Below are 26,081 nucleotides of genomic sequence, written 5' to 3'. Positions count from 1 at the left end.
CGCTGACCCGGCGGCGTGTTTGCCGTTGTTCCGTGTCAGTGGTGGCGCATTATAGGGAGTTATTCCGGCCTGACAAGCGAAAAATATAAAAACTTTATCGTTCGCTCACTTTTCAGGCAAAACATCTTAAATATAGTCTTTTCCGTCTAACTTATAGACAAAAACGAGCCCCGAAGGGCTCGTTTTATCATTTACTGGACGGCGACAATCCGGTCTTCATTAACTTCCAGGCGAATCACTTTACCCGGAACCAATTCACCAGACAGTATTTGCTGTGCCAACGGGTTTTCGATCTGCTGCTGGATAGCACGTTTCAAAGGACGTGCACCATAGACTGGATCGTAACCGTTCTCGCTCAGCAGTTTCAGCGCCTCGTCAGAAATGTGGATTTCATAACCACGTTCTTCCAGACGTTTGTACAGACGTTTCAACTGAATCTGCGCAATCGAGGCAATGTGCTGTTCGCCCAGCGGATGGAAGACCACCACTTCATCGATACGGTTAATGAACTCCGGACGGAAGTTATGGCTTACCACACCGAGCACCAGTTCTTTCATATGCGCATAATCCAGTTCACCGAAGCGTTCCTGAATCAAATCGGAACCGAGGTTAGAGGTCATAATGACAACCGTATTACGGAAGTCGACCGTTCTCCCCTGCCCGTCAGTCAGACGCCCATCATCCAGTACCTGCAACAGAATGTTGAAGACATCCGGATGCGCTTTTTCCACTTCATCCAGCAGGATAACGGAATACGGACGACGACGCACAGCTTCGGTCAGGTAGCCACCTTCTTCATAACCAACATATCCCGGAGGCGCACCAACCAGACGAGACACCGAGTGTTTCTCCATAAACTCGGACATATCGATACGGACCATCGCCTCGTCGCTATCAAACATAAAGTTCGCCAGCGCCTTACAAAGCTCAGTTTTCCCCACACCAGTTGGGCCGAGGAACAGGAATGAACCAATCGGGCGATTTGGATCCGCCAGCCCCGCACGGCTACGACGAATAGCGTTAGATACCGCATCAACCGCTTCGTTCTGACCAATAACGCGATGGTGCAGTTCTTGCTCCATACGCAGCAGTTTTTCGCGCTCGCTTTCCATCATGCGAGAAACCGGAATCCCCGTCCAACGCGCCAGCACTTCAGCAATTTCGGCGTCGGTCACTTTATTACGCAACAGACGCATAGTTTTGCCTTCGAGCTGCGTTGCGGCTTCCAGTTGCTTTTCCAGCTCCGGGATTTTGCCGTATTGCAGTTCAGACATCCGCGCCAGGTCACCCACACGGCGAGCCTGTTCAATAGCGATTTTCGCCTGTTCCAGTTCCGCTTTAATGGTCTGCGTACCAGAAAGCGATGCTTTCTCTGCTTTCCACTCTTCTTCTAACTCGGAGTACTGACGTTCTTTGTCGCTCAGTTCTTCGTTGAGCATATCCAGACGTTTTTTACTGGCTTCATCAGACTCTTTCATTAACGCCTGTTGTTCCAGTTTGAGCTGGATGATACGGCGATCGAGTCGGTCGAGTTCTTCTGGTTTTGAGTCAATCTGCATACGAATGCTGGATGCTGCTTCATCGATCAGGTCGATGGCTTTATCCGGCAGCTGACGGTCAGCAATGTAGCGATGAGACAACGTCGCCGCTGCAACAATTGCCGGGTCAGTAATTTGCACATGGTGGTGCAATTCGTAACGTTCTTTCAGGCCACGTAGAATCGCAATGGTATCTTCAACAGAAGGCTCGGCAACAAACACTTTCTGGAAACGACGTTCCAGCGCAGCATCTTTTTCGATGTACTGGCGATATTCGTCAAGCGTCGTGGCACCTACGCAGTGCAATTCACCACGCGCCAGCGCCGGTTTCAGCATGTTTCCGGCGTCCATTGCGCCATCGGCTTTACCCGCGCCGACCATGGTATGTAATTCGTCGATAAACAGGATGACGTTGCCTTCCTGTTTGGCAAGATCGTTAAGCACGCCTTTTAAACGTTCTTCAAACTCACCGCGATATTTCGCCCCAGCCACCAGCGCGCCCATATCCAGCGCCAGTACGCGGCGGCCTTTCAACCCTTCCGGCACTTCGCCGTTGATAATACGCTGCGCCAGACCTTCAACGATGGCAGTTTTACCGACGCCGGGTTCACCAATCAGTACCGGATTATTTTTAGTACGACGTTGCAGCACCTGAATGGTACGGCGAATTTCTTCATCACGACCAATCACCGGATCGAGTTTGCCCTGTTCGGCTCGTTCGGTAAGGTCGATGGTATATTTTTTCAAAGCCTGACGTTGGTCTTCAGCACCTTGATCGTTCACGCTTTCACCTCCACGCATTTGTTCAATCGCTTGAGTAATGTTGGCGGTGGTCGCCCCTGCTGCTTTCAGGATGTCGGCCAGCGTGCCGCGAGACTCAAGTGCCGCCAGAACGAACAGTTCTGACGAGATAAAGTTATCACCACGTTTTTGCGCCAGCTTGTCGCAAAGATTAAGAACGCGCACCAGATCCTGTGATGGCTGGACATCACCACCAGTACCTTCAACCTGCGGTAAACGATTTAATGCCTGATTGATATCTGTGCGCAACTGGCCAGCATTTATGCCAGCTGATGTTAACAAAGGACTAACCGAACCCCCTTCCTGATTCAGCAGGGCGCTCATTAAATGAAGTGGTTCGATGAATTGGTTGTCGTGCCCGAGTGCAAGTGATTGGGCATCGGCAAGAGCAAGCTGGAATTTATTAGTAAGACGATCCAGACGCATAACTCCTCCCATAACGGATCAAAGTTGCTACTGGAGATTAAATGAGGTCATCCCTCAATTATTCAAGGTTATTGACCAGATTAATGTGAAAAGAAAATCACACGTACCGGATCGTCTTGATTCTTTAGGTTATATCAGCCAAATGAAACTTGCCATACGCCCGGTGGTCTTGTCGCGACGATAAGAGAAGAAAGTCTCATTTTCCGTATATGTACAACGGTCGCCGCCGAAAATTTGTTCAACACCAACGCTCCCCAGACGCTGCCGGGCAAGCAGATAAATATCCGCCAGATACTTATCACCATGCTGAATGAAAGCTGTACTCGCTTTGGCGTCTGCTGCCATAAACGCCTCGCGAACCTCCGCCCCCACTTCGAACGCGCGTGGACCAATTGCCGGCCCTAACCAGGCGAGAATATTTTCCGGATTATCAGCAAAACAGGAAACTGTCTCTTCCAGCACGCCTGCGCACAGTCCACGCCAGCCAGCATGAGCGGCGGCGACTTCCGTTCCCGCTCGATTGCAAAACAGCACAGGGAGGCAGTCGGCAGTCATCACTGCGCAAACCGTGCCAGGCGTATTGCTATAAGAGGCATCTGCTCGTTTTGAGGCATAAGGTTCGCCAGTAAGCTTAAGCACATCTTTGCCGTGTACCTGCTCAAGCCAGACCGGTTTAGAAGGCAAATTGCCCGCAGCAAAAAGTCGCTTGCGATTCTCCTCAACGTGATCCGGGTTATCGCCACAATGGGCACCGAGGTTGAGCGAGTCATACGGGGGCAAGCTCACGCCGCCGATACGAGTAGAGCTACAAGCCGCAACACCTTTTGGCAGCGGCCACTGCGGGACAATCAGCTTACTCATAACCAGTCCACTTCATCCTTATGTTCTTCGAAATCGGCACGCATCGCCTCAATCAGCTCCACCATATCTTGTGGAATAGGCGCATGCCATTCCATTTCGATGCCGGAGATCGGGTGATAAAGACGCAGCATGGTTGCATGAAGCGCCTGGCGGTCAAACTTACGCAGCGTGGAGATAAACGCTTCCGAAGCACCTTTTGGCGGACGCGGACGGCCACCATAAACCGGATCGCCCACCAGCGGATGAGTGATATGGGCCATATGCACGCGGATCTGGTGCGTACGTCCAGTTTCCAGACGCAACCGCAGACGCGTGTGCACACGGAAGTGTTCCATGATGCGATAGTGAGTCACCGCTGGTTTGCCCATCGGATGCACCGCCATGTGAGTACGTTTGGTCGGGTGGCGACTGATTGGCTCATCCACCGTACCGCCAGCGGTCATATGACCAATCGCCACCGCTTCGTACTCACGAGTAATTTCACGCCTTTGCAAAGATTCGACTAAACGCGTCTGAGCCGGAACGGTTTTTGCCACAACCATCAGGCCAGTGGTGTCTTTATCCAGACGATGGACGATGCCCGCACGCGGTACATCGGCAATAGGCGGATAATAATGAAGCAACGCATTCAGTACCGTGCCATCCGGGTTACCCGCGCCAGGATGAACCACCAGGTCGCGCGGTTTATTAATGACGATGATGTCTTCATCTTCATAGACGATATCCAGCGGGATATCCTGCGGTTCAAAACGCGCTTCTTCTTCAATCTCTGCGTTGATGGCAACCTGCTCGCCACCCAATACTTTTTCTTTCGGCTTATCACAAAGTTTGCCGTTAACCAGCACGCGCTGGTCGAGGATCCATTCTTTTATTCGCGAACGTGAATAATCCGGGAACATTTCGGCCAAAGCCTGATCTAAGCGTTGACCGAGTTGGTTTTCGGACACCGTTGCAGTGAGCTGTACTCGTTGTGCCATATATACTGCTTCTTCGTTTATCGTTGGGGTTTTACGGCTTTGCCGTTTAATATAGTGTGCTATTGTAGCTGGTCTTAACCGGGAGCAGGAACAGAGAATCTCCCGTATTACATTTTGAGGAAAGTCAAAACGTCATGACGCGCATGAAATATCTGGTGGCAGCCGCCACACTAAGCCTGTTTTTGGCGGGTTGCTCGGGGTCAAAGGAAGAAGTACCTGATAATCCGCCAAATGAAATTTACGCGACTGCACAACAAAAGCTGCAGGACGGTAACTGGAGACAGGCAATAACGCAACTGGAAGCGTTAGATAATCGCTATCCGTTTGGTCCGTATTCGCAGCAGGTGCAGCTGGATCTCATCTATGCCTACTATAAAAACGCCGATTTGCCGTTAGCGCAGGCTGCCATCGATCGTTTTATTCGCCTTAACCCGACCCATCCGAATATCGATTATGTCATGTACATGCGTGGCCTGACCAATATGGCGCTGGATGACAGTGCGCTGCAAGGGTTCTTTGGCGTTGACCGTAGCGATCGCGATCCTCAACATGCACGAGCTGCGTTTAGTGACTTTTCCAAACTGGTGCGCGGCTATCCAAACAGTCAGTACACCACCGATGCCACCAAACGTCTGGTATTCCTGAAAGATCGTCTGGCGAAATATGAATACTCCGTGGCCGAGTACTATACAGAACGTGGCGCATGGGTTGCCGTCGTTAACCGCGTAGAAGGCATGTTGCGCGACTACCCGGATACCCAGGCTACGCGTGATGCGCTGCCGCTGATGGAAAATGCATACCGTCAGATGCAGATGAATGCGCAAGCTGAAAAAGTAGCGAAAATCATCGCCGCAAACAGCAGCAATACATAACAGAAACCTGAAACACAAAACGGCAGCCCTTGAGCTGCCGTTTTTTTATTCTGTTAGTTGTGAAACTGAAGCGATTTAGTCACTATCGATCTCATCAAATATGGCTCGCTTTGAGATATTCCTCAAGTAAAAAAACACCTCTTCCTGCGATTTCTCACAAAAAAGATTCGTTGACAAAAAGTGACAAAATTATGAGATTTCCATCACACATTTTGACATCAGGAACGGTATGCTGAATTCACCAAGACGGGAAGACAAGAGGTAAAATTTATGACCATGAACATTACCAGCAAACAAATGGAAATTACTCCGGCCATCCGCCAACATGTCGCAGACCGTCTCGCCAAACTGGAAAAATGGCAAACACATCTGATTAATCCACATATCATTCTGTCCAAAGAGCCACAAGGGTTTGTTGCTGACGCCACAATCAATACACCTAACGGCGTTCTGGTTGCCAGTGGTAAACATGAAGATATGTACACCGCAATTAACGAATTGATCAACAAGCTGGAACGGCAGCTCAATAAACTGCAGCACAAAGGCGAAGCACGTCGTGCCGCAACATCGGTGAAAGACGCCAACTTCGTCGAAGAAGTTGAAGAAGAGTAGTCCTTTATATTGAGTGTATCGCCAACGCGCCTTCGGGCGCGTTTTTTGTTGACAGCGTGAAAACAGTACGGGTACTGTACTAAAGTCACTTAAGGAAACAAACATGAAACACACACCGTTTTTCTTCGCATTCTTTTTTACCTTCCCCTGAATGGGAGGCGTTTCGTCGTGTGAAACAGAATGCGAAGACGAACAATAAGGCCTCCCAAATCGGGGGGCCTTTTTTATTGATAACAAAAAGGCAACACTATGACATCGGAAAACCCGTTACTGGCGCTGCGAGAGAAAATCAGCGCGCTGGATGAAAAATTATTAGCATTACTCGCAGAGCGGCGCGAACTGGCCGTCGAGGTGGGAAAAGCCAAACTGCTCTCGCATCGCCCGGTACGTGATATTGATCGTGAACGCGATTTACTGGAAAGATTAATTACGCTCGGTAAAGCGCACCATCTGGACGCCCATTACATTACTCGCCTGTTCCAGCTCATCATTGAAGATTCCGTATTAACTCAGCAGGCTTTGCTCCAGCAACATCTCAATAAAATTAATCCGCACTCAGCACGCATCGCTTTTCTCGGCCCCAAAGGTTCTTATTCCCATCTTGCGGCGCGCCAGTATGCTGCCCGTCACTTTGAGCAATTCATTGAAAGTGGCTGCGCCAAATTTGCCGATATTTTTAATCAGGTGGAAACCGGCCAGGCCGACTATGCCGTCGTACCGATTGAAAATACCAGCTCCGGTGCCATAAACGACGTTTACGATCTGCTGCAACATACCAGCTTGTCGATTGTTGGCGAGATGACGTTAACTATCGACCATTGTTTGTTAGTCTCCGGCACGACTGATTTATCCACCATCAATACGGTCTACAGCCATCCGCAGCCATTCCAGCAATGCAGCAAATTCCTTAATCGTTATCCGCACTGGAAGATTGAATATACCGAAAGTACGTCTGCGGCAATGGAAAAGGTTGCACAGGCAAAATCACCGCATGTTGCTGCGTTGGGAAGCGAAGCTGGCGGCACTTTGTACGGTTTGCAGGTACTGGAGCGGATTGAAGCGAATCAGCGACAAAACTTCACCCGATTTGTGGTGTTGGCGCGTAAAGCCATTAACGTGTCTGATCAGGTTCCGGCGAAAACGACGTTGTTAATGGCGACCGGGCAACAAGCCGGTGCGCTGGTTGAAGCGTTGCTGGTACTGCGCAACCACAATCTGATTATGACCCGTCTGGAATCACGCCCGATTCACGGTAATCCATGGGAAGAGATGTTTTATCTGGATATTCAGGCCAATCTTGAATCAGCGGAAATGCAAAAAGCATTGAAAGAGTTAGGGGAAATCACCCGTTCAATGAAGGTATTGGGCTGTTACCCAAGTGAGAACGTAGTGCCTGTTGATCCAACCTGATGAAAAGGTGCCGGATGATGTGAATCATCCGGCACTGGATTATTACTGGCGATTGTCATTCGCCTGACGCAATAACACGCGGCTTTCACTCTGAAAACGCTGTGCGTAATCGCCGAACCAGTGCTCCACCTTGCGGAAACTGTCAATAAACGCCTGCTTATCGCCCTGCTCCAGCAACTCAATCGCCTCGCCGAAACGCTTATAGTAACGTTTGATTAACGCCAGATTACGCTCTGACGACATAATGATGTCGGCATAAAGCTGCGGATCCTGAGCAAACAGTCGCCCGACCATCGCCAGCTCAAGGCGGTAAATCGGCGAAGAGAGCGCCAGAAGTTGCTCAAGCTGAACATTTTCTTCTGCCAGGTGCAGCCCGTAAGCAAAAGTAGCAAAGTGGCGCAGAGCCTGAATAAACGCCATATTCTGATCGTGCTCGACAGCGCTAATACGATGCAACCGAGCGCCCCAGACCTGAATTTGCTCCAGAAACCATTGGTATGCTTCCGGCTTACGTCCATCACACCAGACCACAACTTGCTTTGCCAGGCTACCGCTGTCCGGGCCGAACATCGGGTGCAACCCCAGTACCGGGCCATCGTGCGCCGCCAGCATGGCCTGTAACGGTCCATTTTTCACTGATGCCAGATCAACCAGAATACAATCTTTCGGTAAAGGCGGTAATTTGCCGATAACTTGCTCAGTAACGTGGATTGGCACACTAACAATCACCATTCCGGCATCGGCAACAATATCAGCCGCTCGATCCCAGTCATGTTGCTCCAGAATCCGCACCTGATAACCCGAGAGTGTCAGCATCTTCTCGAACAGACGTCCCATCTGACCGCCGCCGCCAACGATAACTACCGGGCGTAACGCAGGACAAAGCGTTTTAAATCCTTTGTCGTTTTCACTGGAGTAAGATTCACGCATCACCCGACGCAAAACATCCTCAATCAGATCTGGCGGTACACCCAGAGCTTCCGCCTCTGCACGACGCGAGGCCAACATAGATGCCTCTCGCTCCGGAACATAAATAGGCAGTCCAAAGCGGCTTTTCACCTCTCCCACTTCAGCAACCAGTTCCAGACGCTTCGCTAATAAATTCAGCAGCGCTTTATCGACTTCATCAATTTGATCGCGTAATGCGGTCAATTCAGCAACCATAATAAACCTCTTAAGCCACGCGAGCCGTCAGCTGCCCGTTCAGATCCTGATGAATTTCACGCAGCAAGGCATCGGTCATTTCCCAGCTAATGCAGGCATCGGTTACGGATACACCGTATTTCATTTCACTGCGCGGTTGCTCGGAAGACTGATTGCCCTCGTGGATATTACTTTCGATCATCAGACCAATAATTGAGCGATTGCCATCTTTGATTTGAGCAACCACGGATTCTGCCACCGCAGGCTGACGGCGATAATCTTTATTGGAATTACCGTGGCTGCAATCTACCATCAGAGACGGGCGCAGTCCCGCCTGTTCCATCTCTTTTTCACATTGCGCAACATCCGCAGGGCTATAGTTCGGCGCTTTACCACCGCGCAGGATGACATGCCCGTCCGGATTCCCCTGAGTTTGTAGCAACGCAACCTGCCCTGCCTGGTTAATGCCAACAAAACGGTGCGGCTGGGCGGCGGCGCGCATAGCGTTAATTGCTGTTGCCAGACTGCCGTCGGTGCCGTTTTTAAAACCAACCGGCATGGAAAGCCCGGAGGCCATTTCACGGTGAGTTTGCGATTCCGTTGTACGAGCACCAATTGCTGACCAGCTAAACAGATCGCCCAGGTATTGCGGGCTATTCGGATCTAACGCTTCCGTCGCCAGTGGCAGTCCCATATTCACCAGCTCAAGCAGCAATTTACGCGCGATCTGCAGACCGGCTTCTACATCAAAAGAGCCATCCATATGGGGATCGTTAATTAACCCTTTCCAGCCGACAGTGGTACGGGGTTTTTCAAAATAGACGCGCATTACCAGATAGAGGCTATCGCTGACCTCTGCGGCAAGGGCTTTAAATCGACGAGCATATTCCAGAGCAGTTTCCGGATCATGAATGGAACAAGGACCACATACTACCAGCAGACGAGGATCGCGCCCGGCGATAATATCTGAAATGGTTTTACGCGAGTCAGCAATCTGGGCTTCTTGTTGCAGGCTTAATGGAAAAGCGGCCTTCAGTTGTGCCGGAGTCATTAAAACCTGTTCGTCGGTAATATGTACGTTATTCAGCGCGTCTTTTTGCATGATGGCGATCCTGTTTATGCTCGTTTGCGATAGTTGATCCTCAGTGAGGATGACGTAACGATAACACATAAAGTAAAGTTTTCAATCCATATTTCGTACATTTTTCTTTACATAATCAATTTATTCGCGCTTTCAACCCTTGATTCTGTATAGATAAATTTACACCACCTTTGAAAACAATCCGCTATGCTTTGAAAAAGGAGAAAGAAATGATGAAAAAGTTTATCGCCCCTTGTTGGCTTTACTGGTTAGCGGATGCCAGATTGATCCTTATACTCACGCGCCAACCTTGACCAGCACCGACTGGTATGATGTTGGTATGGAAGATGCGATATCGGGCAGCGCCATAAAAGATGACGATGCATTTAGCGATTCACAGGCGGATCGCGGTCTATACCTTAAAGGATATGCCGAAGGACAAAAGAAAACTTGCCAGACCGATTTTACTTATGCCCGAGGACTTTCCGGTAAAAGCTTTCCTGCCAGCTGCAACAATGTTGAAAATGCCAGCCAACTGCATGAAGTATGGCAAAAAGGGGCTGATGAAAATGCCAGCACAATACGATTAAATTAATTAAAATCCCACAAATAAATTAAACATAAGATTTTACTCATTATGTTTTATTTCTCACAATGATGACGACCGCATGAAATAATGATATTTTAATGAGCATTCTGAAAAAATATCGATGCATTTCGAGCGAAGATGGTGGGGATCCCTGAATGCGTTTTTCTCACCGACTGTTCTTACTTCTGATTCTCCTGCTGACGGGAGCACCAATACTCGCTCAGGAGCCTTCTGACGTTGCGAAAAACGTGCGTATGATGGTTTCCGGTATTGTCAGTTACACCCGCTGGCCTGCGCTATCAGGGCCACCAAAGTTATGTATCTTTTCATCTTCACGTTTTAGTACCGCCCTACAAGAGAATGCCGCGACATCTTTGCCTTATCTGCCTGTCATCATTCACACTCAACAAGAGGCGATGATTTCAGGCTGCAATGGTTTTTATTTTGGCAACGAGTCACCGACATTCCAGATGGAATTAACCGAACAATATCCGTCAAAGGCGTTATTATTAATTGCCGAACAAAATACCGAGTGCATTATTGGTAGCGCCTTTTGTCTGATCATCCACAATAATGACGTCAGATTTGCCGTAAACCTGGATGCCTTATCGCGTAGCGGTGTAAAGGTCAACCCGGATGTCTTGATGCTCGCACGGAAGAAAAATGATGGATAACGATAATTCTCTTAATAAGCGCCCCACGTTTAAAAGAGCATTACGCAACATCAGTATGACCAGCATATTTATCACTATGATGCTGATCTGGTTGCTGCTTTCCGTGACCTCGGTGCTGACCCTGAAACAGTACGCGCAAAAAAACCTGGCACTGACAGCAGCAACAATGACTTACAGTCTGGAAGCAGCTGTCGTTTTTGCCGATGGCCCTGCAGCAACTGAAACACTGGCAGCGCTGGGCCAGCAAGGGCAATTTTCAACTGCAGAAGTACGTGATAAGCAGCAAAATATTCTGGCATCCTGGCATTACACCCGTAAGGATCCAGGCGATACTTTCAGCAATTTCATAAGCCACTGGCTCTTCCCTGCCCCCATCATTCAGCCGATTCGTCACAATGGCGAAACCATTGGCGAAGTACGCTTAACCGCTCGCGACAGTTCAATCAGCCATTTTATCTGGTTTTCGCTCGCCGTACTGACCGGTTGTATTCTGCTGGCATCAGGAATCGCAATTACCCTCACCCGCCATTTGCACAATGGCCTGGTGGAAGCACTGAAAAATATCACCGATGTCGTACATGATGTGCGTTCCAACCGCAATTTTTCCCGACGAGTTTCGGAAGAACGTATCGCTGAGTTTCACCGCTTCGCTCTCGACTTCAACAGTCTGCTGGATGAAATGGAAGAGTGGCAGCTTCGTTTACAGGCCAAAAATGCGCAGCTTCTGCGTACCGCGCTACATGACCCATTAACCGGGCTGGCTAACCGCGCAGCGTTTCGTAGCGGCATCAATACGTTGATGAACAATTCCGATGCCCGAAAAACGTCGGCGTTACTATTTCTTGATGGCGATAATTTCAAATATATCAATGATACCTGGGGTCATGCGACGGGCGATAGAGTCTTGATTGAAATCGCAAAACGGTTAGCTGAATTTGGCGGGCTGCGACATAAAGCATACCGCCTGGGCGGCGATGAATTCGCTATGGTGCTCTATGATGTACAGTCGGAATCTGAAGTGCAGCAGATATGCTCAGCACTGACACAAATCTTTAATCTCCCGTTTGATCTTCATAATGGCCATCAGACCACCATGACATTAAGCATTGGTTACGCGATGACCATTGAGCACGCCTCTGCGGAAAAATTACAAGAGCTTGCCGATCACAATATGTATCAGGCCAAACACCAGCGTGCCGAAAAGCTGGTGAGATAACAAGGATATATCGATATGATAAAGCACCTGGTAGCACCCCTGATTTTCACCTCACTAATACTGACTGGCTGCCAGTCCCCTCAGGGAAAGTTTACTCCTGAGCAAGTCGCCGCTATGCAATCTTATGGATTTACTGAATCCGCCGGCGACTGGTCGCTGGGCTTATCAGATGCCATTCTGTTCGCAAAAAATGACTACAAATTGCTCCCGGAAAGCCAGCAACAGATCCAAACCATGGCAGCCAAATTGGCCTCGACAGGGCTAACACATGCCCGTATGGATGGACACACCGATAACTATGGTGAAGACAGTTACAACGAAGGCTTATCATTGAAACGGGCGAATGTCGTGGCCGATGCATGGGCTATGGGTGGACAAATTCCACGCGGCAATCTCACCACACAGGGTTTAGGAAAAAAATATCCCATAGCCAGTAACAAGACCGCCCAGGGCCGCGCCGAGAACCGCCGCGTCGCAGTGGTGATTACTACCCCTTAAAACACGAGCAAACAGATAAAAAAAGGGCCAGCCAATTGGCCAGCCCTTCTTAACAGGATGTCGCTTAAGCGAAATCTTAGTTAAGACGCTCTTTGATACGAGCAGCCTTACCAGTACGCTCACGCAGGTAGTACAGTTTAGCTTTACGAACAGCACCACGACGTTTGACAGAAATGCTGTCAACTACCGGAGAGTGAGTCTGGAAGACACGCTCAACGCCTTCGCCGTTGGAAATTTTACGAACAGTGAATGCAGAGTGCAGACCGCGGTTACGAATAGCGATAACCACGCCCTCGAATGCCTGCAGACGTTTTTTGGAACCTTCAACAACCCATACTTTCACTTCCACGGTATCACCCGGACGGAAGGAAGGTACGTCCTGCTTCATCTGCTCTTGTTCAAGTTGCTTAATAATGTTGCTCATAATTTAATCTCTTATCCTGGGTAAACTGATATCTCGGGGGCTTACGCCATCCCATCATGTTTATGTTGCTGTTGTGCGTGTTCCGTTTTGAACTCCGCCAGCAACCTTGCTTGCTCTTCAGTCAGAGCCAGGTTTTCCAGAAGTTCAGGTCTTCTAAGCCAGGTACGGCCCAGCGACTGTTTCAAACGCCAGCGACGTATCTCGGCATGGTTGCCCGACAGTAACACTGGCGGAACTTCCATCCCTTCTAACACCTCAGGCCGCGTATAGTGCGGGCAATCCAGCAATCCTTCAGCAAAGGAATCTTCCGTTGCCGAGGCTTCATGTCCCAGTACTCCCGGAATAAACCGGGAAACGGAGTCAATCAGCGTCATTGCTGGTAACTCACCACCACTGAGAACGTAATCGCCGATTGACCATTCTTCGTCAATTTCGGTTTGGATCACGCGCTCATCTATACCTTCGTAGCGACCGCACACCAGAATCAATTTTTGATTCGTTGCCAGTTCGCTGACGCCCGCTTGATCAAGCTTGCGTCCCTGTGGTGACAGATAAATCACCTTTGCGCCTTCACCCGCCGCGGCTTTTGCTGCATGAATGGCGTCCCGCAAGGGTTGCACCATCATTAACATCCCCGGTCCGCCGCCGTAAGGACGATCGTCCACGGTACGGTGCCGGTCATGCGTGAAGTCGCGAGGACTCCAGCTCTGGATGCTCAGCAGGCCATTTTTAACTGCCCGGCCAGTTACCCCGTAATCGGTAATTGCGCGGAACATTTCAGGAAACAGGCTAATTATGCCAATCCACATAGCGCCGTCTTTTACCGTTTATCCGGTGGTTTAAAAACCAGGATCCCAATCTACTTCGATTGAACGAGTAGTGAGATCGACTTTCTTGATAACCTGCCCATCGAGGAACGGTACGAGACGTTCCTTGATACCAAACGCATCTTTCAGGTTTGCCTTAATGACGAGAACGTCATTAGATCCGGTTTCCATCATATCGACGACTTTACCGAGATCGTAGCCTTCAGTGGTTACTACCTGGCAGCCCATCAGGTCTTTCCAGTAGTAGTCACCCTCTTCAAGCTGAGGCAGCTGCGATGAATCCACGACAATTTCACAATTCGTCAGCAGGTTCGCCGCATCACGATCGTCAACGCCTTTCAGCTTGATGATCATGTCCTGATTGTGGTGCTTCCAGCTTTCCAGCTGGACTTGCTGCCACTGACCCGCCTTCTGGATAAACCAGGGCTGATAGTCAAAAATGCTTTCGGCGTCTTCGGTGGAAGAAAACACTCTGAGCCACCCACGAATACCGTAAGACGAACCCATTTTTCCCAAAACGATGGGATCAACAGGTGCTTGCGCGGTGAGTTGTTTGCTCATCATGACCACCGTGACAGATTAAGCTGCTTTGTTTACTTCTTTGATCAGCGCAGCAACGCGATCAGAAATAGTTGCGCCCTGGCCAACCCAGTGAGCGATGCGATCCAGATCCAGGCGAGTGCCTTCTTCTTTTTCGCTAGCGATTGGGTTGAAGAAACCAACGCGCTCGATGAAGCGACCGTTGCGTGCATTACGGCTGTCAGCGACAACAACCTGGTAGAACGGACGCTTTTTAGCGCCGTGACGTGCTAAACGAATAGTTACCATAACATCCTCTTGTGTGAATAAAACAACCGGACCCCATCGAGGAACGGAGTCCGGTGTCATATTAAAAGCCCGAAAATTTTACTGATTTCTGGAGAAAATGCAATCAGCAGTTAATAACTCTGTCGCATAAGGTCATTTAGCGACCAGGAAATCCCGGCGGCATCATCCCCTTCATGCTTCTCATCATCTTCGCCATTCCGCCCTTCTTCATTTTCTTCATCATGCGCTGCATGTCGTCGAACTGTTTCAGAAGACGGTTAACGTCCTGCACCTGCATACCGCAACCGGCAGCAATACGGCGTTTACGCGAACCTTTGATGATTTCTGGCTTAGCGCGCTCTTTCATCGTCATCGAGTTGATGATGGCTTCCATACGCACCAGCACTTTATCGTCCATCTGTGACTTGACGTTATCCGGGATCTGCCCCATGCCCGGCAGTTTGCCCATCAGGCTGGCCATGCCGCCCATATTTTTCATCTGGCGCAGTTGCTCAAGGAAGTCGTTGAGATCGAAGCCGTCACCTTTTTTCAGCTTGCTGGCTAATTTCTCTGCCTGCGCGCGGTCAACTTTGCTTTCGATATCTTCGATCAGCGACAGTACGTCGCCCATGCCGAGAATACGCGACGCGATGCGGTCCGGATGGAACGGCTCCAGCGCCTCAGTTTTCTCGCCAACACCGAGGAACTTGATCGGTTTGCCAGTGATGTGACGAATAGAGAGCGCCGCACCGCCGCGGGCATCGCCGTCCACTTTGGTCAACACTACGCCGGTAAGCGGTAACGCTTCATTGAATGCTTTTGCCGTATTGGCCGCATCCTGACCGGTCATGGCGTCAACCACAAACAGGGTTTCAACCGGATTAATCGACGCATGGACTTGTTTGATCTCGTCCATCATCGCTTCGTCAACGTGCAGACGACCAGCGGTATCCACCAGCAGCACGTCGTAGAATTTCAGTTTGGCTTCTTTCAGCGCCGCGTTAACGATATCTACCGGCTTCTGACCAACATCAGAAGGGAAGAAATCAACGCCCACCTGCTCAGCCAGCGTCTCAAGCTGTTTGATTGCCGCCGGGCGATAGACGTCGGCAGAAACCACCAGCACTTTCTTCTTGTGCTTCTCGCGCAGGAACTTACCGAGTTTACCAACGCTGGTTGTTTTACCGGCACCTTGCAGGCCCGCCATCAGTACGACCGCAGGCGGTTGCGCAGCCAGGTTCAGGGTCTGGTTCTCTTCGCCCATCGCCGCAACCAGTTCGTTACGGACGATTTTGACGAACTCCTGCCCCGGCGTCAGGCTCTTATTAACTTCATGACCAACCGCTTTCTCTTTTACGCGATTGATAAACTCACGCACTACCGGCAGAGCGACGTCCGCCTCCAGCAGCGCCATGCGCACTTCGCGCAGCGTATCTTTTACGTTGTCTTCAGTGAGGCGTCCACGGCCACTGATATTGCGCAGCGTGCGCGACAAACGATCGGTTAAATTATCAAACATTGTCTCTCGCCTGGGGTGGAAACGGTTGGCCGCAATCGCGACACATCATCAGTATTTTGCCGCAGTATAACATGAAGGCGTCTTTGTTGTTATGCAACGGTTGGAGCAGCGTTCACCTGACGCTATACTGCTTCTCTTTCTTATTGCTCAAACTGTCGACATTACTATGCCCGTTTTTGCTCTGCTCGCGCTTGTCGCCTACTCCGTCAGTCTTGCGCTGATTGTTCCCGGTCTGCTGCAAAAAAACGGCGGCTGGCGGCGCATGGCTATTATTTCTGCGGTCATTGCGCTGGTCTGCCACGCAATCGCTCTGGAAGCCCGCATCCTGCCCGACGGTGATAGCGGACAAAACCTCAGCCTGCTGAACGTTGGTTCATTGGTCAGTTTGATGATCTGTACGGTAATGACCATTGTGGCTTCTCGCAATCGTGGCTGGTTGCTGCTACCCATTGTCTATGCCTTTGCGCTTATCAACCTGGCGCTGGCGACCTTCATGCCCAATGAATACATCACCCATCTGGAAGCTACGCCTGGGATGCTGGTGCACATTGGCTTATCGCTCTTTTCCTATGCCACGCTAATTATCGCCGCCCTGTACGCGCTGCAACTGGCGTGGATTGATTACCAACTGAAGAACAAGAAGCTGGCGTTTAACCAGGAAATGCCGCCATTGATGAGTATCGAGCGTAAAATGTTCCACATCACGCAGATTGGCGTGGTGCTGCTAACGCTCACGCTTTGCACTGGCCTGTTCTACATGCACAACTTATTTAGCATGGAAAATATCGACAAGGCTGTGCTCTCTATCGTGGCGTGGTTTGTCTATATTGTGCTGCTGTGGGGACATTATCATGAAGGATGGCGTGGACGCCGCGTCGTCTGGTTTAACGTTGCGGGTGCAGTCATTCTGACACTGGCCTACTTCGGCAGCCGAATTGTCCAGCAGTTAATCAGCTAAACCCAGAAAAGGAGTTTCCCCTGGAACACATTTCTACTACTACGTTGATCATTATTCTGATCATCATGGTGGTCATTTCAGCCTATTTTTCCGGGTCCGAAACCGGAATGATGACCCTGAACCGCTATCGTCTGCGACATATGGCGAAACAGGGTAATCGCTCGGCCAAACGCGTCGAAAAATTGCTGCGTAAGCCAGACCGCCTGATAAGCCTGGTGTTAATCGGCAATAACCTGGTCAATATTCTTGCCTCCGCGCTCGGCACTATTGTTGGGATGCGTTTGTACGGCGATGCGGGCGTGGCAATTGCGACTGGTGTGCTGACCTTTGTGGTGCTGGTTTTTGCCGAGGTGTTGCCGAAAACTATCGCTGCGCTATACCCGGAAAAAGTCGCTTATCCGAGTAGTATTCTGTTAGCACCGCTGCAAATTTTGATGATGCCGCTGGTCTGGTTGCTGAACGCTATCACCCGCATGTTAATGCGCATGATGGGCATCAAAACCGATATCGTGGTCAGCGGCTCTTTGAGCAAAGAAGAGTTGCGCACTATCGTGCATGAATCGCGCTCACAAATTTCCCGTCGCAATCAGGATATGCTGCTGTCGGTGCTCGATCTGGAAAAAATGACCGTTGATGACATCATGGTGCCGCGCAGTGAAATTATCGGTATTGATATCAACGATGACTGGAAATCGATTCTGCGCCAACTCTCCCACTCACCTCACGGGCGCATCGTGCTCTACCGTGATTCGCTGGACGACGCCATCAGTATGCTGCGAGTACGTGAAGCCTGGCGGTTGATGTCGGAGAAAAAAGAGTTCACCAAAGAAACCATGCTGCGCGCCGCGGACGAGATCTATTTTGTGCCGGAAGGTACGCCGCTCAGCACGCAGTTGGTAAAGTTTCAGCGCAACAAAAAGAAAGTCGGCCTGGTCGTCAACGAGTATGGAGACATTCAGGGGCTGGTGACGGTTGAAGATATTCTGGAAGAGATTGTCGGCGATTTCACTACATCGATGTCGCCAACACTTGCCGAAGAGGTCACGCCGCAAAACGACGGTTCGGTGATTATCGATGGCACCGCCAACGTGCGGGAAATCAACAAAGCCTTTAACTGGCATCTACCGGAAGATGATGCCCGCACGGTTAATGGCGTCATTCTTGAGGCACTGGAAGAGATCCCTGTCGCAGGCACCCGCGTGCGTATTGGCGAGTACGATATAGATATTCTCGACGTACAGGACAATATGATTAAGCAGGTAAAAGTTTTTCCTGTGAAACCGCTGCGCGAGAGTGTGGCGGAGTAACGAAAACGGCCCTGCATTCGCATGCAGGGCCGTGAATTATTACGAAAACAGAAATTACGCTTTTGCTTTCGCTACAGTTACCATCGCCGCACGAATCGTACGACCATTCAGCGTATAACCCTTCTGCATAATGCCCAGTACGTTACCTGGCGCAACATCATCAGATTCCACCATTGCGATAGCCTGATGCACATTCGGGTCCAGCGGCACGTTAGTTTCGGCGATCACTTCAACACCAAACTTACGCACAACATCCAGCATCGACTTCAGCGTCAGCTCAATGCCTTCAACCATCGCAGACATATCCGGGTTAGCTTTATCAGCCACTTCCAGCGCACGATCCAAGCTATCAATCACCGGCAGCAATTCGTTGATGAATTTCTCCAGCGCGAATTTGTGGGCTTTTTCAATATCCAGTTCAGTACGACGACGCAGGTTTTCCATTTCGGCTTTTACACGCAAAATGCCGTCACGTTCACGGGTCTGGGCTTCAGCCAGCTGAGCTTCGAGATTCGCAATTTTTTCATCGCGCGGATCCACCTGCTCAGCAGAAGCTTCTGGCTCAACTGCCTCAATCTCTTCGTGCTGATCCATGATAATTTCTTCCGGGGCTTGCCCCTCAGGCGTTTTCTGTTCTTTACTACTCATGAATTTCTCCGCGTTTTTTTCGCATTCATCTCGCTAACTTCGCTTATTATGGGGATCAGTTTCAGGGTTTCAAGGGAAGCACTCACATTGTCATCAATCTTCGCAACAAGGACCTCGGAAAAATGAATAATCATTTCAAGTGTATTGGCATTGTGGGACACCCACGGCACCCTACTGCACTGACAACACATGAAATGCTCTACCGCTGGCTGTGCACAAAAGGTTACGAGGTCATCGTTGAGCAACAAATCGCTCACGAACTGCAACTGAAGAATGTGAAAACTGGCACGCTCGCGGAGATTGGGCAACTGGCTGATCTCGCGGTAGTCGTTGGTGGCGACGGTAATATGCTGGGCGCGGCGCGCACGCTCGCCCGTTACGATATTAAAGTTATTGGAATCAACCGTGGCAACCTGGGTTTCCTGACTGACCTTGACCCCGATAACGCCCAGCAACAATTAGCCGATGTGCTGGAAGGTCACTACATCAGCGAGAAACGTTTTTTGCTGGAAGCGCAAGTCTGTCAGCAAGATTGCCAAAAGCGCATCAGCACCGCGATAAATGAAGTGGTACTTCATCCAGGCAAAGTGGCGCATATGATAGAGTTCGAAGTGTATATCGACGAGATCTTTGCGTTTTCTCAGCGATCTGATGGGCTAATTATTTCGACGCCAACAGGCTCCACCGCCTATTCCCTCTCTGCGGGCGGTCCTATTCTGACCCCCTCTCTGGATGCGATTACCCTGGTGCCCATGTTCCCGCATACGTTGTCAGCACGACCACTGGTCATAAACAACAGCAGCACGATCCGTCTGCGTTTTTCGCATCGCCGTAACGACCTGGAAATCAGTTGCGACAGCCAGATAGCACTGCCGATTCAGGAAGGTGAAGATGTCCTGATTCGTCGCTGTGATTACCATCTGAATCTGATTCATCCGAAAGATTACAGTTATTTCAATACATTAAGCACCAAGCTCGGCTGGTCAAAAAAATTATTCTAATTTTACGCCAGCCTCTTTACTGTATATAAAACCAGTTTATACTGTACACAATAACAGTAATGGTTTTTCATACAGGAAAACGACTATGTTGGCACAACTGACCATCAGCAACTTTGCTATCGTTCGTGAGCTTGAGATTGATTTTCATAGCGGCATGACCGTAATAACTGGCGAAACCGGTGCAGGTAAATCTATTGCAATAGATGCCCTCGGTCTTTGTCTCGGTGGTCGCGCTGAAGCCGACATGGTGCGTACCGGCGCTGCTCGCGCTGACCTGTGCGCCCGTTTTTCTCTGAAAGATACGCCAGCGGCCCTGCGCTGGCTGGAAGAAAACCAGCTTGAAGACGGGCATGAATGTTTGCTTCGTCGCGTAATCAGCAGCGATGGTCGCTCTCGTGGTTTCATCAACGGTACAGCTGTTCCTCTGTCACAACTGCGCGAACTGGGTCAGTTGCTCATTCAGATCCATGGTCAGCACGCTCATCAGTTACTCACCAAACCCGAGCACCAAAAATTCCTGCTTGATGGCTACGCTAATGAAACCTCTCTGCTCCAGGAAATGACCGCACGTTATCAGTTGTGGCACCAAAGCTGCCGTGACCTCGCGCATCATCAACAGTTAAGTCAGGAACGCGCTGCCCGTGCGGAACTGCTGCAATACCAATTAAAAGAACTTAACGAATTTAATCCGCAGCCCGGAGAGTTTGAGCAAATCGACGAAGAGTACAAACGTCTGGCGAACAGCGGTCAATTGCTGACCACCAGCCAGAATGCATTGGCATTAATGGCCGACGGTGAAGACGCAAACCTGCAAAGTCAGCTTTACACGGCTAAACAACTGGTGAGCGAATTGATTGGCATGGACAGCAAACTGTCCGGCGTACTTGATATGCTGGAAGAAGCTACCATCCAGATTGTTGAAGCCAGCGACGAACTGCGCCACTACTGCGATCGTCTGGATCTCGATCCCAACCGACTGTTTGAACTTGAACAGCGCATCTCAAAACAGATTTCGCTGGCACGTAAACATCACGTCAGCCCTGAGACATTGCCACAGTATTACCAGTCGCTACTGGAAGAACAGCAGCAACTGGACGATCAGGCCGACTCACAAGAAACGCTCGCGCTGGCGGTAACGAAACATCATCAGCAGGCACTGGAAACGGCGCGCGCATTACACCAGCAACGCCAGCATTATGCAGAAGAACTTGAACAGCTGATCACCGACAGCATGCATGCGCTCTCAATGCCGCATGGGCAGTTTACGATTGATGTCAAATTTGACGAGCATCACCTGGGCGCTGACGGCGCCGATCGTATTGAGTTTCGGGTAACCACCAACCCAGGTCAGCCAATGCAGCCTATTGCCAAAGTCGCATCCGGTGGTGAATTGTCCCGCATCGCATTGGCAATTCAGGTCATCACGGCGCGTAAAATGGAAACCCCGGCACTGATTTTTGATGAAGTGGATGTAGGGATTAGCGGTCCAACAGCGGCAGTTGTCGGCAAACTGCTGCGTCAACTCGGCGAATCAACTCAGGTGATGTGTGTTACCCACCTGCCACAAGTCGCGGGATGTGGTCATCAACACTATTTTGTCAGCAAAGAAACCGATGGTGCGATGACAGAAACGCATATGCAATCTCTGGATAAAAAAGCGCGGTTACAAGAGCTGGCGCGCCTGCTTGGTGGCAGTGAAGTCACACGTAACACACTGGCGAATGCGAAAGAACTGCTTGCGGCGTAAACTTTTTTCCTGCTTCACGGTCAGAGTAAACAGCAAAACGCCGTAAGACCGGAAAGCAAAAGGTTTTAAAGTGATGAAAGGTCTATTATCATCGGCATATTACAGATGAGCCACGTACTGCTCGGGCCCGAAAAGGAATCAAATCACTATGCGCTGTAAAACGCTGACTGCTGCAGCAGCAGTACTATTGATGTTGACCGCAGGCTGTTCCACTCTGGAGCGAGTGGTTTACCGTCCTGACATCAACCAGGGGAACTATCTGACCGCTAACGACGTATCCAAAATACGTGTTGCCATGACGCAACAACAAGTTGCGTACGCATTGGGTACACCGCTGATGTCCGATCCATTTGGTACGAATACCTGGTTCTATGTCTTCCGCCAGCAACCAGGTCATGAAGGTGTAACGCAGCAAACGCTGACGCTAACCTTTAACAGTAGCGGTGTGTTGACCAATATTGATAACAAACCTGCGCTGAGTGGTAACTAATAATAAAGTTGCTCTCAAAGACGTTAAAAAAGGTGCTCAATGAGCACCTTTTTTCTGTCCGTTATTTATTCGCTGATTTTTCTGCTCGTTGCCTGCGAAGCTCTTTCGGATCGGCAATGAGAGGGCGATAAATCTCCACCCGATCACCATCATGCACACTATCGCTTAGTTTTGCCGGACGGCTGTAAATGCCGACTTTGTTTTTAGTTAAATCGATATCGGTCCGCAATTCCAGCAAGCCACTGGCGCGAATAGCTTCTTCAACCGTCGCGCCCTCCTGCAGCGTCACGCGCTGCAGGTACTGCTTCTCAGGTAGCGCATAAGCCACCTCAACGGCAATTTTACCTGGCACTGTAAACCTCTTTCGCACGAACCGTAAAAGCCTGGACCATATTAGACGCCAGCTCTTTAAACACGCGACCAAAGGCGAGCTCAATCAACTTATTGGTAAACTCAAAGTCGAGATGAAACTCGATACGACACGCCTCCTGGCTCAGCGGCGTAAACTTCCATCCACCAATCAATTTCTTGAACGGCCCATCCACCAGATTCATAAGAATACTTTGGTTACTGGTCAACTGGTTGCGGGTAGTAAACGTTTTGCTGATCCCAGCCTTAGAGACATCTACCGCCGCAGTCATCTGCCCAGGAGTGGACTCCAGAATCCGACTTCCGGTACAACCCGGCAAAAACTGAGGATAAGACTGAACGTCATTCACTAACTGATACATTTGCTCCGCGCTGTAGGGTACCAGTGCGGTCCGGCTAATCTGAGGCATAACAATTTCCATCAACAAAAATCCAACAAATAATATCATTTATCCTGCTGTAAAAAAAACGCTATCCCGGCGCTGGGTAACATCGGGTTCATGCTAAGATAGAGCCTTGTCCCCCGCAGGATTGATATGGGGTGTTTTCGATTTCAGATTACCGATGATTCACGACGCTTATGACGAAGAAAAAAGCACATAAACCTGGTTCAGCGACCATCGCGCTTAACAAGCGCGCCCGTCACGAATACTTTATCGAAGAAGAGTTCGAAGCGGGACTTGCCCTGCAAGGCTGGGAAGTTAAATCCCTGCGCGCAGGAAAAGCCAATATCAGCGACAGCTACGTCCTTCTGCGTGACGGAGAGGCATTTCTGTTTGGCGCTAACATCACGCCAATGGCCGTGGCCTCCACGCATGTGGTGTGCGATCCTACCCGTACCCGCAAGTTACTTCTCAACCAGCGCGAACTGGACTCATTGTACGGTCGCGTCAATCGAGAAGGCTATACCGTAGTGGCGCTCTCCCTGTACTGGAAAAATGCCTGGTGCAAAGTGAAAATCGGCGTCGCCAAAGGTAAGAAACAGCACGATAAACGTTCAGATATCAAAGAGCGCGAATGGCAGGTGGATAAAGCGCGTATCATGAAAAATGCCCACCGTTAAACCTGCACTCCAATTATTGACCAGTTCCTCACCGCGCCTCCCTCTCCGGCGGCGCGAATGAACATCTTATTGGTTATCACATCCGACACAAATGTTGCCATTCCATTGCTTAATCGAATAAAAATCAGGCTACATGGGTGCTAAATCTTTAACGATAACGCCATTGAGGCTGGTCATGGAGCTCATAAATCTGGTATACTTACCTTTACACATTGGGGCTGATTCTGGATTCGACGGGATTTGCGAAACCCAAGGTGCATGCCGAGGGGCGGTTGGCCTCGTAAAAAGCCGCAAAAAATAGTCGCAAACGACGAAAACTACGCTTTAGCAGCTTAATAACCTGCTTAGAGCCCTCTCTCCCTAGCCTCCGCTCTTAGGACGGGGATCAAGAGAGGTCAAACCCAAAAGAGATCGCGTGGAAGCCCTGCCTGGGGTTGAAGCGTTAAAACTTAATCAGGCTAGTTTGTTAGTGGCGTGTCCGTCCGCAGCTGGCAAGCGAATGTAAAGACTGACTAAGCATGTAGTACCGAGGATGTAGGAATTTCGGACGCGGGTTCAACTCCCGCCAGCTCCACCAAAATTCTCCATCGGTGATTACCAGAGTCATCCGATGAAGTCCTAAGAGCCCGCACGGCGCAAGCCCTGCGGGCTTTTTTGTGCCCTGAATTTGTCCCGCGAAGTCCGAAGAGAACTAATTAAATCCGAACCTTTTAGGCCCATTGATAGGCCCAACGAAAAGCTCTATTGTTTTCGTTGGGCCTAAACGCATGGAGACTCCCCATGGCAAGAAAAACCAAGCCGTTAACCGATACGGAAATCAAAGCCGCCAAACCTAAAGATGCCGATTACCAGCTGTATGATGGTGACGGGCTTACTCTGCTAATCAAGTCCAGCGGTAGTAAGCTCTGGCAGTTCCGTTACTATCGACCTCTGACCAAGCAGCGAACCAAGCAGAGCTTCGGAGCCTATCCAGCCGTCTCCCTTTCTGATGCGCGTAAACTCAGAGCTGAATCTCGAGCTTTGTTGGCGAAAGACATTGATCCTCAGGAACATCAGAAAGAACAGGTGAGAAATTCTCAAGAGGCCAAAACCAACACTTTCCGGTTAGTTGCCGAGCGTTGGTGGAATGTGAAGAAAGCCAGCGTAACAGAGGACTATGCCGACGATATCTGGCGCTCGCTTGAGAGGGATGTTCTCCCGGCAATCGGTGATATCAGTGTCACTGAGATTAAGGCTCATACTTTGGTTAAAGCAGTTCATCCGGTTCAGGCCAGAGGTGCATTAGAGACAGTCCGCCGCCTTTGTCAGCGTATTAACGAAGTCATGATTTATGCGCAGAACACAGGCCTGATTGATGCGGTTCCCAGCGTAAACATCGGGAAAGCATTCGAGAAACCGCAAAAGAAAAACATGCCAAGCATCCACCCAGGTCAACTTCCACAGCTAATGCAGACTATGCGTACGGCAAGTATCAGCCTGTCCACACGATGCCTGTTCATGTGGCAGCTTCTCACCATCACCCGCCCTGCCGAAGCTGCTGAGGCTCGATGGGATGAGATCGATTTCGATGCTAGCGAATGGAAAATTCCAGCTGCTCGAATGAAGATGAATCGGGAGCATACGGTTCCATTATCTGATGGAGCTCTCGCTATTCTGGAAATAATGAAGTCTCTCAGCGGTGGTCGAGAATTTATCTTTCCCAGTCGCATTAAGCCTACCCAGCCGATGAACAGACAGACAGTAAATGCAGCCCTTAAGCGTGCTGGTTTAGGAGGCGTACTCGTTTCACACGGCTTACGTTCTATTGCCAGTACGGCACTCAATGAGGAAGGATTTCCGCCTGATGTTATTGAGGCTGCACTTGCTCATGTAGATAAGAATGAGGTACGTCGCGCTTACAATCGAAGTGACTATCTTGAGCAACGACGACCGATGATGCAGTGGTGGGCTGATTTTGTTAAAGCAGCAGATAGCGGCAGTATCGTGAATAGTGGGGTTAGGGGAATACGTCTTGTAGGATGAATCCTTTATCAGCACCCATTATGGGTGCTGATAACTCACCTATAGGTAATACGGAATTTTACCCTTTGGTTTTCTTTTTTCTAGTAACCGTATTATCGAAAGCCAATTTGATACTCTCAATATTTCTTGACCAGTTTTTTATAATGGTATCTGCCAATGCATCAGGGCTCATTGTTGATATCCGATATTTTTTACTTTGAT

Annotated in this window: 27 protein-coding genes, 1 other RNA gene, 1 pseudogene and 1 other annotated feature; of the genes and pseudogenes, 16 read left to right on the top strand and 13 right to left on the bottom strand. The window is 49.9% G+C overall.

Annotation, left to right across the window (positions count from 1 at the left end; all coding sequences use genetic code 11):
* Positions 1-191: 191 nt before the first annotated feature.
* The 3 genes from clpB to rluD all read right to left on the bottom strand — a co-directional run bounded on the left by clpB (position 192) and on the right by rluD (position 4,603).
* Positions 192-2,765 carry an ATP-dependent chaperone ClpB gene (gene clpB, locus OQV04_RS17505; RefSeq protein WP_001235102.1) on the bottom strand — a complete coding sequence of 858 codons (2,574 nt, stop codon included), beginning with the start codon at positions 2,763-2,765 and terminating at the stop codon, positions 192-194.
* A 129-nt stretch (positions 2,766-2,894) separates the two neighbouring features.
* On the bottom strand, positions 2,895-3,626 hold the full coding sequence (gene yfiH / locus OQV04_RS17500) for a purine nucleoside phosphorylase YfiH (RefSeq protein ID WP_032281454.1): 732 nt from the start codon (positions 3,624-3,626) through the stop codon (positions 2,895-2,897).
* Positions 3,623-4,603 (bottom strand): 23S rRNA pseudouridine(1911/1915/1917) synthase RluD, encoded by a 981-nt coding sequence (gene rluD, locus OQV04_RS17495; RefSeq protein ID WP_000079091.1) that lies wholly within the window; start codon positions 4,601-4,603, stop codon positions 3,623-3,625. The genes yfiH and rluD overlap by 4 nt, the downstream gene beginning before the upstream one ends.
* Before the next feature lie 134 nt (positions 4,604-4,737).
* Between rluD and bamD the strand changes: the two genes are divergently transcribed.
* The 4 genes from bamD (at position 4,738) to pheA (ending at position 7,497) form a co-directional block, all read left to right on the top strand.
* Positions 4,738-5,475: an outer membrane protein assembly factor BamD gene (gene bamD / locus OQV04_RS17490; RefSeq protein WP_000197686.1), complete on the top strand. Its 738-nt coding sequence runs from the start codon at positions 4,738-4,740 to the stop codon at positions 5,473-5,475.
* A 270-nt stretch (positions 5,476-5,745) separates the two neighbouring features.
* A complete protein-coding gene (raiA, locus tag OQV04_RS17485; protein WP_000178456.1) occupies positions 5,746-6,087 on the top strand; it encodes a ribosome-associated translation inhibitor RaiA in 342 nt (113 codons plus the stop codon).
* Between the two features lie 102 nt (positions 6,088-6,189).
* Positions 6,190-6,315: a sequence feature (Phe leader region), on the top strand.
* Entirely contained in the window at positions 6,191-6,238 is a 48-nt protein-coding gene (gene pheL / locus OQV04_RS17480; RefSeq protein ID WP_001386991.1) for a pheA operon leader peptide PheL, read from the top strand. It overlaps the preceding feature by 48 nt.
* Before the next feature lie 21 nt (positions 6,316-6,336).
* Positions 6,337-7,497, top strand: coding sequence for a bifunctional chorismate mutase/prephenate dehydratase (gene pheA / locus OQV04_RS17475; RefSeq protein WP_000200120.1), 1,161 nt, complete (start codon positions 6,337-6,339; stop codon positions 7,495-7,497).
* A 42-nt stretch (positions 7,498-7,539) separates the two neighbouring features.
* Here pheA and tyrA read toward each other — a convergent pair whose 3' ends face one another.
* Positions 7,540-8,661: a bifunctional chorismate mutase/prephenate dehydrogenase gene (gene tyrA / locus OQV04_RS17470; RefSeq protein WP_000225204.1), complete on the bottom strand. Its 1,122-nt coding sequence runs from the start codon at positions 8,659-8,661 to the stop codon at positions 7,540-7,542.
* 10 nt (positions 8,662-8,671) lie between these two features.
* Positions 8,672-9,742 (bottom strand): 3-deoxy-7-phosphoheptulonate synthase AroF, encoded by a 1,071-nt coding sequence (gene aroF, locus OQV04_RS17465; RefSeq protein WP_001168032.1) that lies wholly within the window; start codon positions 9,740-9,742, stop codon positions 8,672-8,674.
* Between the two features lie 209 nt (positions 9,743-9,951).
* Between aroF and OQV04_RS17460 the strand changes: the two are divergent.
* The 4 genes and pseudogenes from OQV04_RS17460 to OQV04_RS17445 all read left to right on the top strand — a co-directional run bounded on the left by OQV04_RS17460 (position 9,952) and on the right by OQV04_RS17445 (position 12,698).
* A pseudogene (locus OQV04_RS17460) lies at positions 9,952-10,316 on the top strand (DUF2799 domain-containing protein).
* Between the two features lie 149 nt (positions 10,317-10,465).
* Entirely contained in the window at positions 10,466-10,984 is a 519-nt protein-coding gene (locus OQV04_RS17455; RefSeq protein WP_001212391.1) for a YfiR family protein, read from the top strand.
* Positions 10,974-12,200 carry a diguanylate cyclase DgcN gene (dgcN, locus tag OQV04_RS17450; protein WP_000969032.1) on the top strand — a complete coding sequence of 409 codons (1,227 nt, stop codon included), beginning with the start codon at positions 10,974-10,976 and terminating at the stop codon, positions 12,198-12,200. The genes OQV04_RS17455 and dgcN overlap by 11 nt, the downstream gene beginning before the upstream one ends.
* A gap of 15 nt (positions 12,201-12,215) precedes the next feature.
* Positions 12,216-12,698 carry an OmpA family protein gene (locus OQV04_RS17445; RefSeq protein WP_032281455.1) on the top strand — a complete coding sequence of 161 codons (483 nt, stop codon included), beginning with the start codon at positions 12,216-12,218 and terminating at the stop codon, positions 12,696-12,698.
* A gap of 76 nt (positions 12,699-12,774) precedes the next feature.
* On the opposite strand, the gene rplS is transcribed toward OQV04_RS17445, so the two are convergent.
* From rplS to ffh, 5 genes are all read right to left on the bottom strand, one after another.
* Complete coding sequence (rplS, locus tag OQV04_RS17440; protein ID WP_000065253.1) at positions 12,775-13,122, bottom strand: 50S ribosomal protein L19; 348 nt, start codon at positions 13,120-13,122, stop codon at positions 12,775-12,777.
* 41 nt (positions 13,123-13,163) lie between these two features.
* Positions 13,164-13,931, bottom strand: coding sequence for a tRNA (guanosine(37)-N1)-methyltransferase TrmD (gene trmD, locus OQV04_RS17435; protein ID WP_000264777.1), 768 nt, complete (start codon positions 13,929-13,931; stop codon positions 13,164-13,166).
* Positions 13,932-13,961: 30 nt separating this feature from the next.
* Positions 13,962-14,510 (bottom strand): ribosome maturation factor RimM, encoded by a 549-nt coding sequence (rimM, locus tag OQV04_RS17430; RefSeq protein ID WP_000043335.1) that lies wholly within the window; start codon positions 14,508-14,510, stop codon positions 13,962-13,964.
* A gap of 18 nt (positions 14,511-14,528) precedes the next feature.
* On the bottom strand, positions 14,529-14,777 hold the full coding sequence (gene rpsP / locus OQV04_RS17425; protein WP_000256450.1) for a 30S ribosomal protein S16: 249 nt from the start codon (positions 14,775-14,777) through the stop codon (positions 14,529-14,531).
* Positions 14,778-14,913: 136 nt separating this feature from the next.
* A complete protein-coding gene (gene ffh, locus OQV04_RS17420) occupies positions 14,914-16,275 on the bottom strand; it encodes a signal recognition particle protein (protein ID WP_000460035.1) in 1,362 nt (453 codons plus the stop codon).
* Positions 16,276-16,441: 166 nt separating this feature from the next.
* On the opposite strand from ffh, the gene OQV04_RS17415 reads away from it, so the two are divergent.
* Positions 16,442-17,233: a cytochrome C assembly family protein gene (locus OQV04_RS17415; protein WP_001338897.1), complete on the top strand. Its 792-nt coding sequence runs from the start codon at positions 16,442-16,444 to the stop codon at positions 17,231-17,233.
* A 20-nt stretch (positions 17,234-17,253) separates the two neighbouring features.
* The gene (locus tag OQV04_RS17410; protein ID WP_032149952.1) at positions 17,254-18,540 is read left to right on the top strand and encodes an HlyC/CorC family transporter; all 1,287 of its coding nucleotides are present in this window, start codon (positions 17,254-17,256) and stop codon (positions 18,538-18,540) included.
* A gap of 54 nt (positions 18,541-18,594) precedes the next feature.
* Here OQV04_RS17410 and grpE read toward each other — a convergent pair whose 3' ends face one another.
* A complete protein-coding gene (grpE, locus tag OQV04_RS17405) occupies positions 18,595-19,188 on the bottom strand; it encodes a nucleotide exchange factor GrpE (RefSeq protein ID WP_001296310.1) in 594 nt (197 codons plus the stop codon).
* Positions 19,189-19,310: 122 nt separating this feature from the next.
* Between grpE and nadK the strand changes: the two genes are divergently transcribed.
* The 3 genes from nadK to bamE all read left to right on the top strand — a co-directional run bounded on the left by nadK (position 19,311) and on the right by bamE (position 22,426).
* Positions 19,311-20,189 (top strand): NAD(+) kinase, encoded by an 879-nt coding sequence (nadK, locus tag OQV04_RS17400; protein ID WP_032281456.1) that lies wholly within the window; start codon positions 19,311-19,313, stop codon positions 20,187-20,189.
* A gap of 85 nt (positions 20,190-20,274) precedes the next feature.
* The gene (gene recN / locus OQV04_RS17395) at positions 20,275-21,936 is read left to right on the top strand and encodes a DNA repair protein RecN (protein WP_032288270.1); all 1,662 of its coding nucleotides are present in this window, start codon (positions 20,275-20,277) and stop codon (positions 21,934-21,936) included.
* Positions 21,937-22,084: 148 nt separating this feature from the next.
* Positions 22,085-22,426, top strand: a complete 342-nt coding sequence (bamE, locus tag OQV04_RS17390; protein ID WP_247806771.1) for an outer membrane protein assembly factor BamE — start codon at positions 22,085-22,087, stop codon at positions 22,424-22,426.
* Between the two features lie 61 nt (positions 22,427-22,487).
* On the opposite strand, the gene OQV04_RS17385 is transcribed toward bamE, so the two are convergent.
* Together OQV04_RS17385 and ratA are read right to left on the bottom strand one after the other, a co-directional pair.
* The gene (locus tag OQV04_RS17385) at positions 22,488-22,778 is read right to left on the bottom strand and encodes an RnfH family protein (RefSeq protein WP_001117838.1); all 291 of its coding nucleotides are present in this window, start codon (positions 22,776-22,778) and stop codon (positions 22,488-22,490) included.
* Positions 22,768-23,205: a type II toxin-antitoxin system toxin RatA gene (gene ratA / locus OQV04_RS17380; protein WP_001341638.1), complete on the bottom strand. Its 438-nt coding sequence runs from the start codon at positions 23,203-23,205 to the stop codon at positions 22,768-22,770. Before ratA ends, OQV04_RS17385 begins: the two co-directional genes overlap by 11 nt.
* A 170-nt stretch (positions 23,206-23,375) precedes the next feature.
* On the opposite strand from ratA, the gene smpB reads away from it, so the two are divergent.
* The 3 genes from smpB to OQV04_RS17365 all read left to right on the top strand — a co-directional run bounded on the left by smpB (position 23,376) and on the right by OQV04_RS17365 (position 25,880).
* Positions 23,376-23,858 (top strand): SsrA-binding protein SmpB, encoded by a 483-nt coding sequence (gene smpB, locus OQV04_RS17375; protein ID WP_000162574.1) that lies wholly within the window; start codon positions 23,376-23,378, stop codon positions 23,856-23,858.
* 214 nt (positions 23,859-24,072) lie between these two features.
* Positions 24,073-24,435: a transfer-messenger RNA gene (ssrA, locus tag OQV04_RS17370) on the top strand.
* Positions 24,436-24,638: 203 nt separating this feature from the next.
* Positions 24,639-25,880, top strand: coding sequence for an integrase (locus OQV04_RS17365; RefSeq protein ID WP_332642328.1), 1,242 nt, complete (start codon positions 24,639-24,641; stop codon positions 25,878-25,880).
* Positions 25,881-26,081 lie beyond the last annotated feature (201 nt).

Source organism: Escherichia sp. Lx600-2, from assembly GCF_036662595.1.
Lineage (GTDB): Bacteria > Pseudomonadota > Gammaproteobacteria > Enterobacterales > Enterobacteriaceae > Escherichia > Escherichia coli.
The sequence above is the reverse complement of the archived record's forward strand: the minus strand, read 5'-3'. Positions and strand labels throughout refer to the sequence as shown.

Coding starts and splice junctions, on each gene's coding strand:
- rpsP (WP_000256450.1), bottom strand. CDS start 14,777: ATGGTAACTATTCGTTTAGCACGTCACGGCGCTAAAAAGCGTCCGTTC.
- raiA (WP_000178456.1), top strand. CDS start 5,746: ATGACCATGAACATTACCAGCAAACAAATGGAAATTACTCCGGCCATC.
- smpB (WP_000162574.1), top strand. CDS start 23,376: ATGACGAAGAAAAAAGCACATAAACCTGGTTCAGCGACCATCGCGCTT.
- OQV04_RS17415 (WP_001338897.1), top strand. CDS start 16,442: ATGCCCGTTTTTGCTCTGCTCGCGCTTGTCGCCTACTCCGTCAGTCTT.
- ffh (WP_000460035.1), bottom strand. CDS start 16,275: ATGTTTGATAATTTAACCGATCGTTTGTCGCGCACGCTGCGCAATATC.
- dgcN (WP_000969032.1), top strand. CDS start 10,974: ATGATGGATAACGATAATTCTCTTAATAAGCGCCCCACGTTTAAAAGA.
- clpB (WP_001235102.1), bottom strand. CDS start 2,765: ATGCGTCTGGATCGTCTTACTAATAAATTCCAGCTTGCTCTTGCCGAT.
- bamD (WP_000197686.1), top strand. CDS start 4,738: ATGACGCGCATGAAATATCTGGTGGCAGCCGCCACACTAAGCCTGTTT.
- ratA (WP_001341638.1), bottom strand. CDS start 23,205: ATGCCTCAGATTAGCCGGACCGCACTGGTACCCTACAGCGCGGAGCAA.
- aroF (WP_001168032.1), bottom strand. CDS start 9,742: ATGCAAAAAGACGCGCTGAATAACGTACATATTACCGACGAACAGGTT.
- recN (WP_032288270.1), top strand. CDS start 20,275: ATGTTGGCACAACTGACCATCAGCAACTTTGCTATCGTTCGTGAGCTT.
- nadK (WP_032281456.1), top strand. CDS start 19,311: ATGAATAATCATTTCAAGTGTATTGGCATTGTGGGACACCCACGGCAC.
- OQV04_RS17455 (WP_001212391.1), top strand. CDS start 10,466: ATGCGTTTTTCTCACCGACTGTTCTTACTTCTGATTCTCCTGCTGACG.
- OQV04_RS17365 (WP_332642328.1), top strand. CDS start 24,639: ATGGCAAGAAAAACCAAGCCGTTAACCGATACGGAAATCAAAGCCGCC.
- rimM (WP_000043335.1), bottom strand. CDS start 14,510: ATGAGCAAACAACTCACCGCGCAAGCACCTGTTGATCCCATCGTTTTG.
- rplS (WP_000065253.1), bottom strand. CDS start 13,122: ATGAGCAACATTATTAAGCAACTTGAACAAGAGCAGATGAAGCAGGAC.
- tyrA (WP_000225204.1), bottom strand. CDS start 8,661: ATGGTTGCTGAATTGACCGCATTACGCGATCAAATTGATGAAGTCGAT.
- OQV04_RS17445 (WP_032281455.1), top strand. CDS start 12,216: ATGATAAAGCACCTGGTAGCACCCCTGATTTTCACCTCACTAATACTG.
- yfiH (WP_032281454.1), bottom strand. CDS start 3,626: ATGAGTAAGCTGATTGTCCCGCAGTGGCCGCTGCCAAAAGGTGTTGCG.
- grpE (WP_001296310.1), bottom strand. CDS start 19,188: ATGAGTAGTAAAGAACAGAAAACGCCTGAGGGGCAAGCCCCGGAAGAA.
- bamE (WP_247806771.1), top strand. CDS start 22,085: ATGCGCTGTAAAACGCTGACTGCTGCAGCAGCAGTACTATTGATGTTG.
- rluD (WP_000079091.1), bottom strand. CDS start 4,603: ATGGCACAACGAGTACAGCTCACTGCAACGGTGTCCGAAAACCAACTC.
- pheA (WP_000200120.1), top strand. CDS start 6,337: ATGACATCGGAAAACCCGTTACTGGCGCTGCGAGAGAAAATCAGCGCG.
- trmD (WP_000264777.1), bottom strand. CDS start 13,931: ATGTGGATTGGCATAATTAGCCTGTTTCCTGAAATGTTCCGCGCAATT.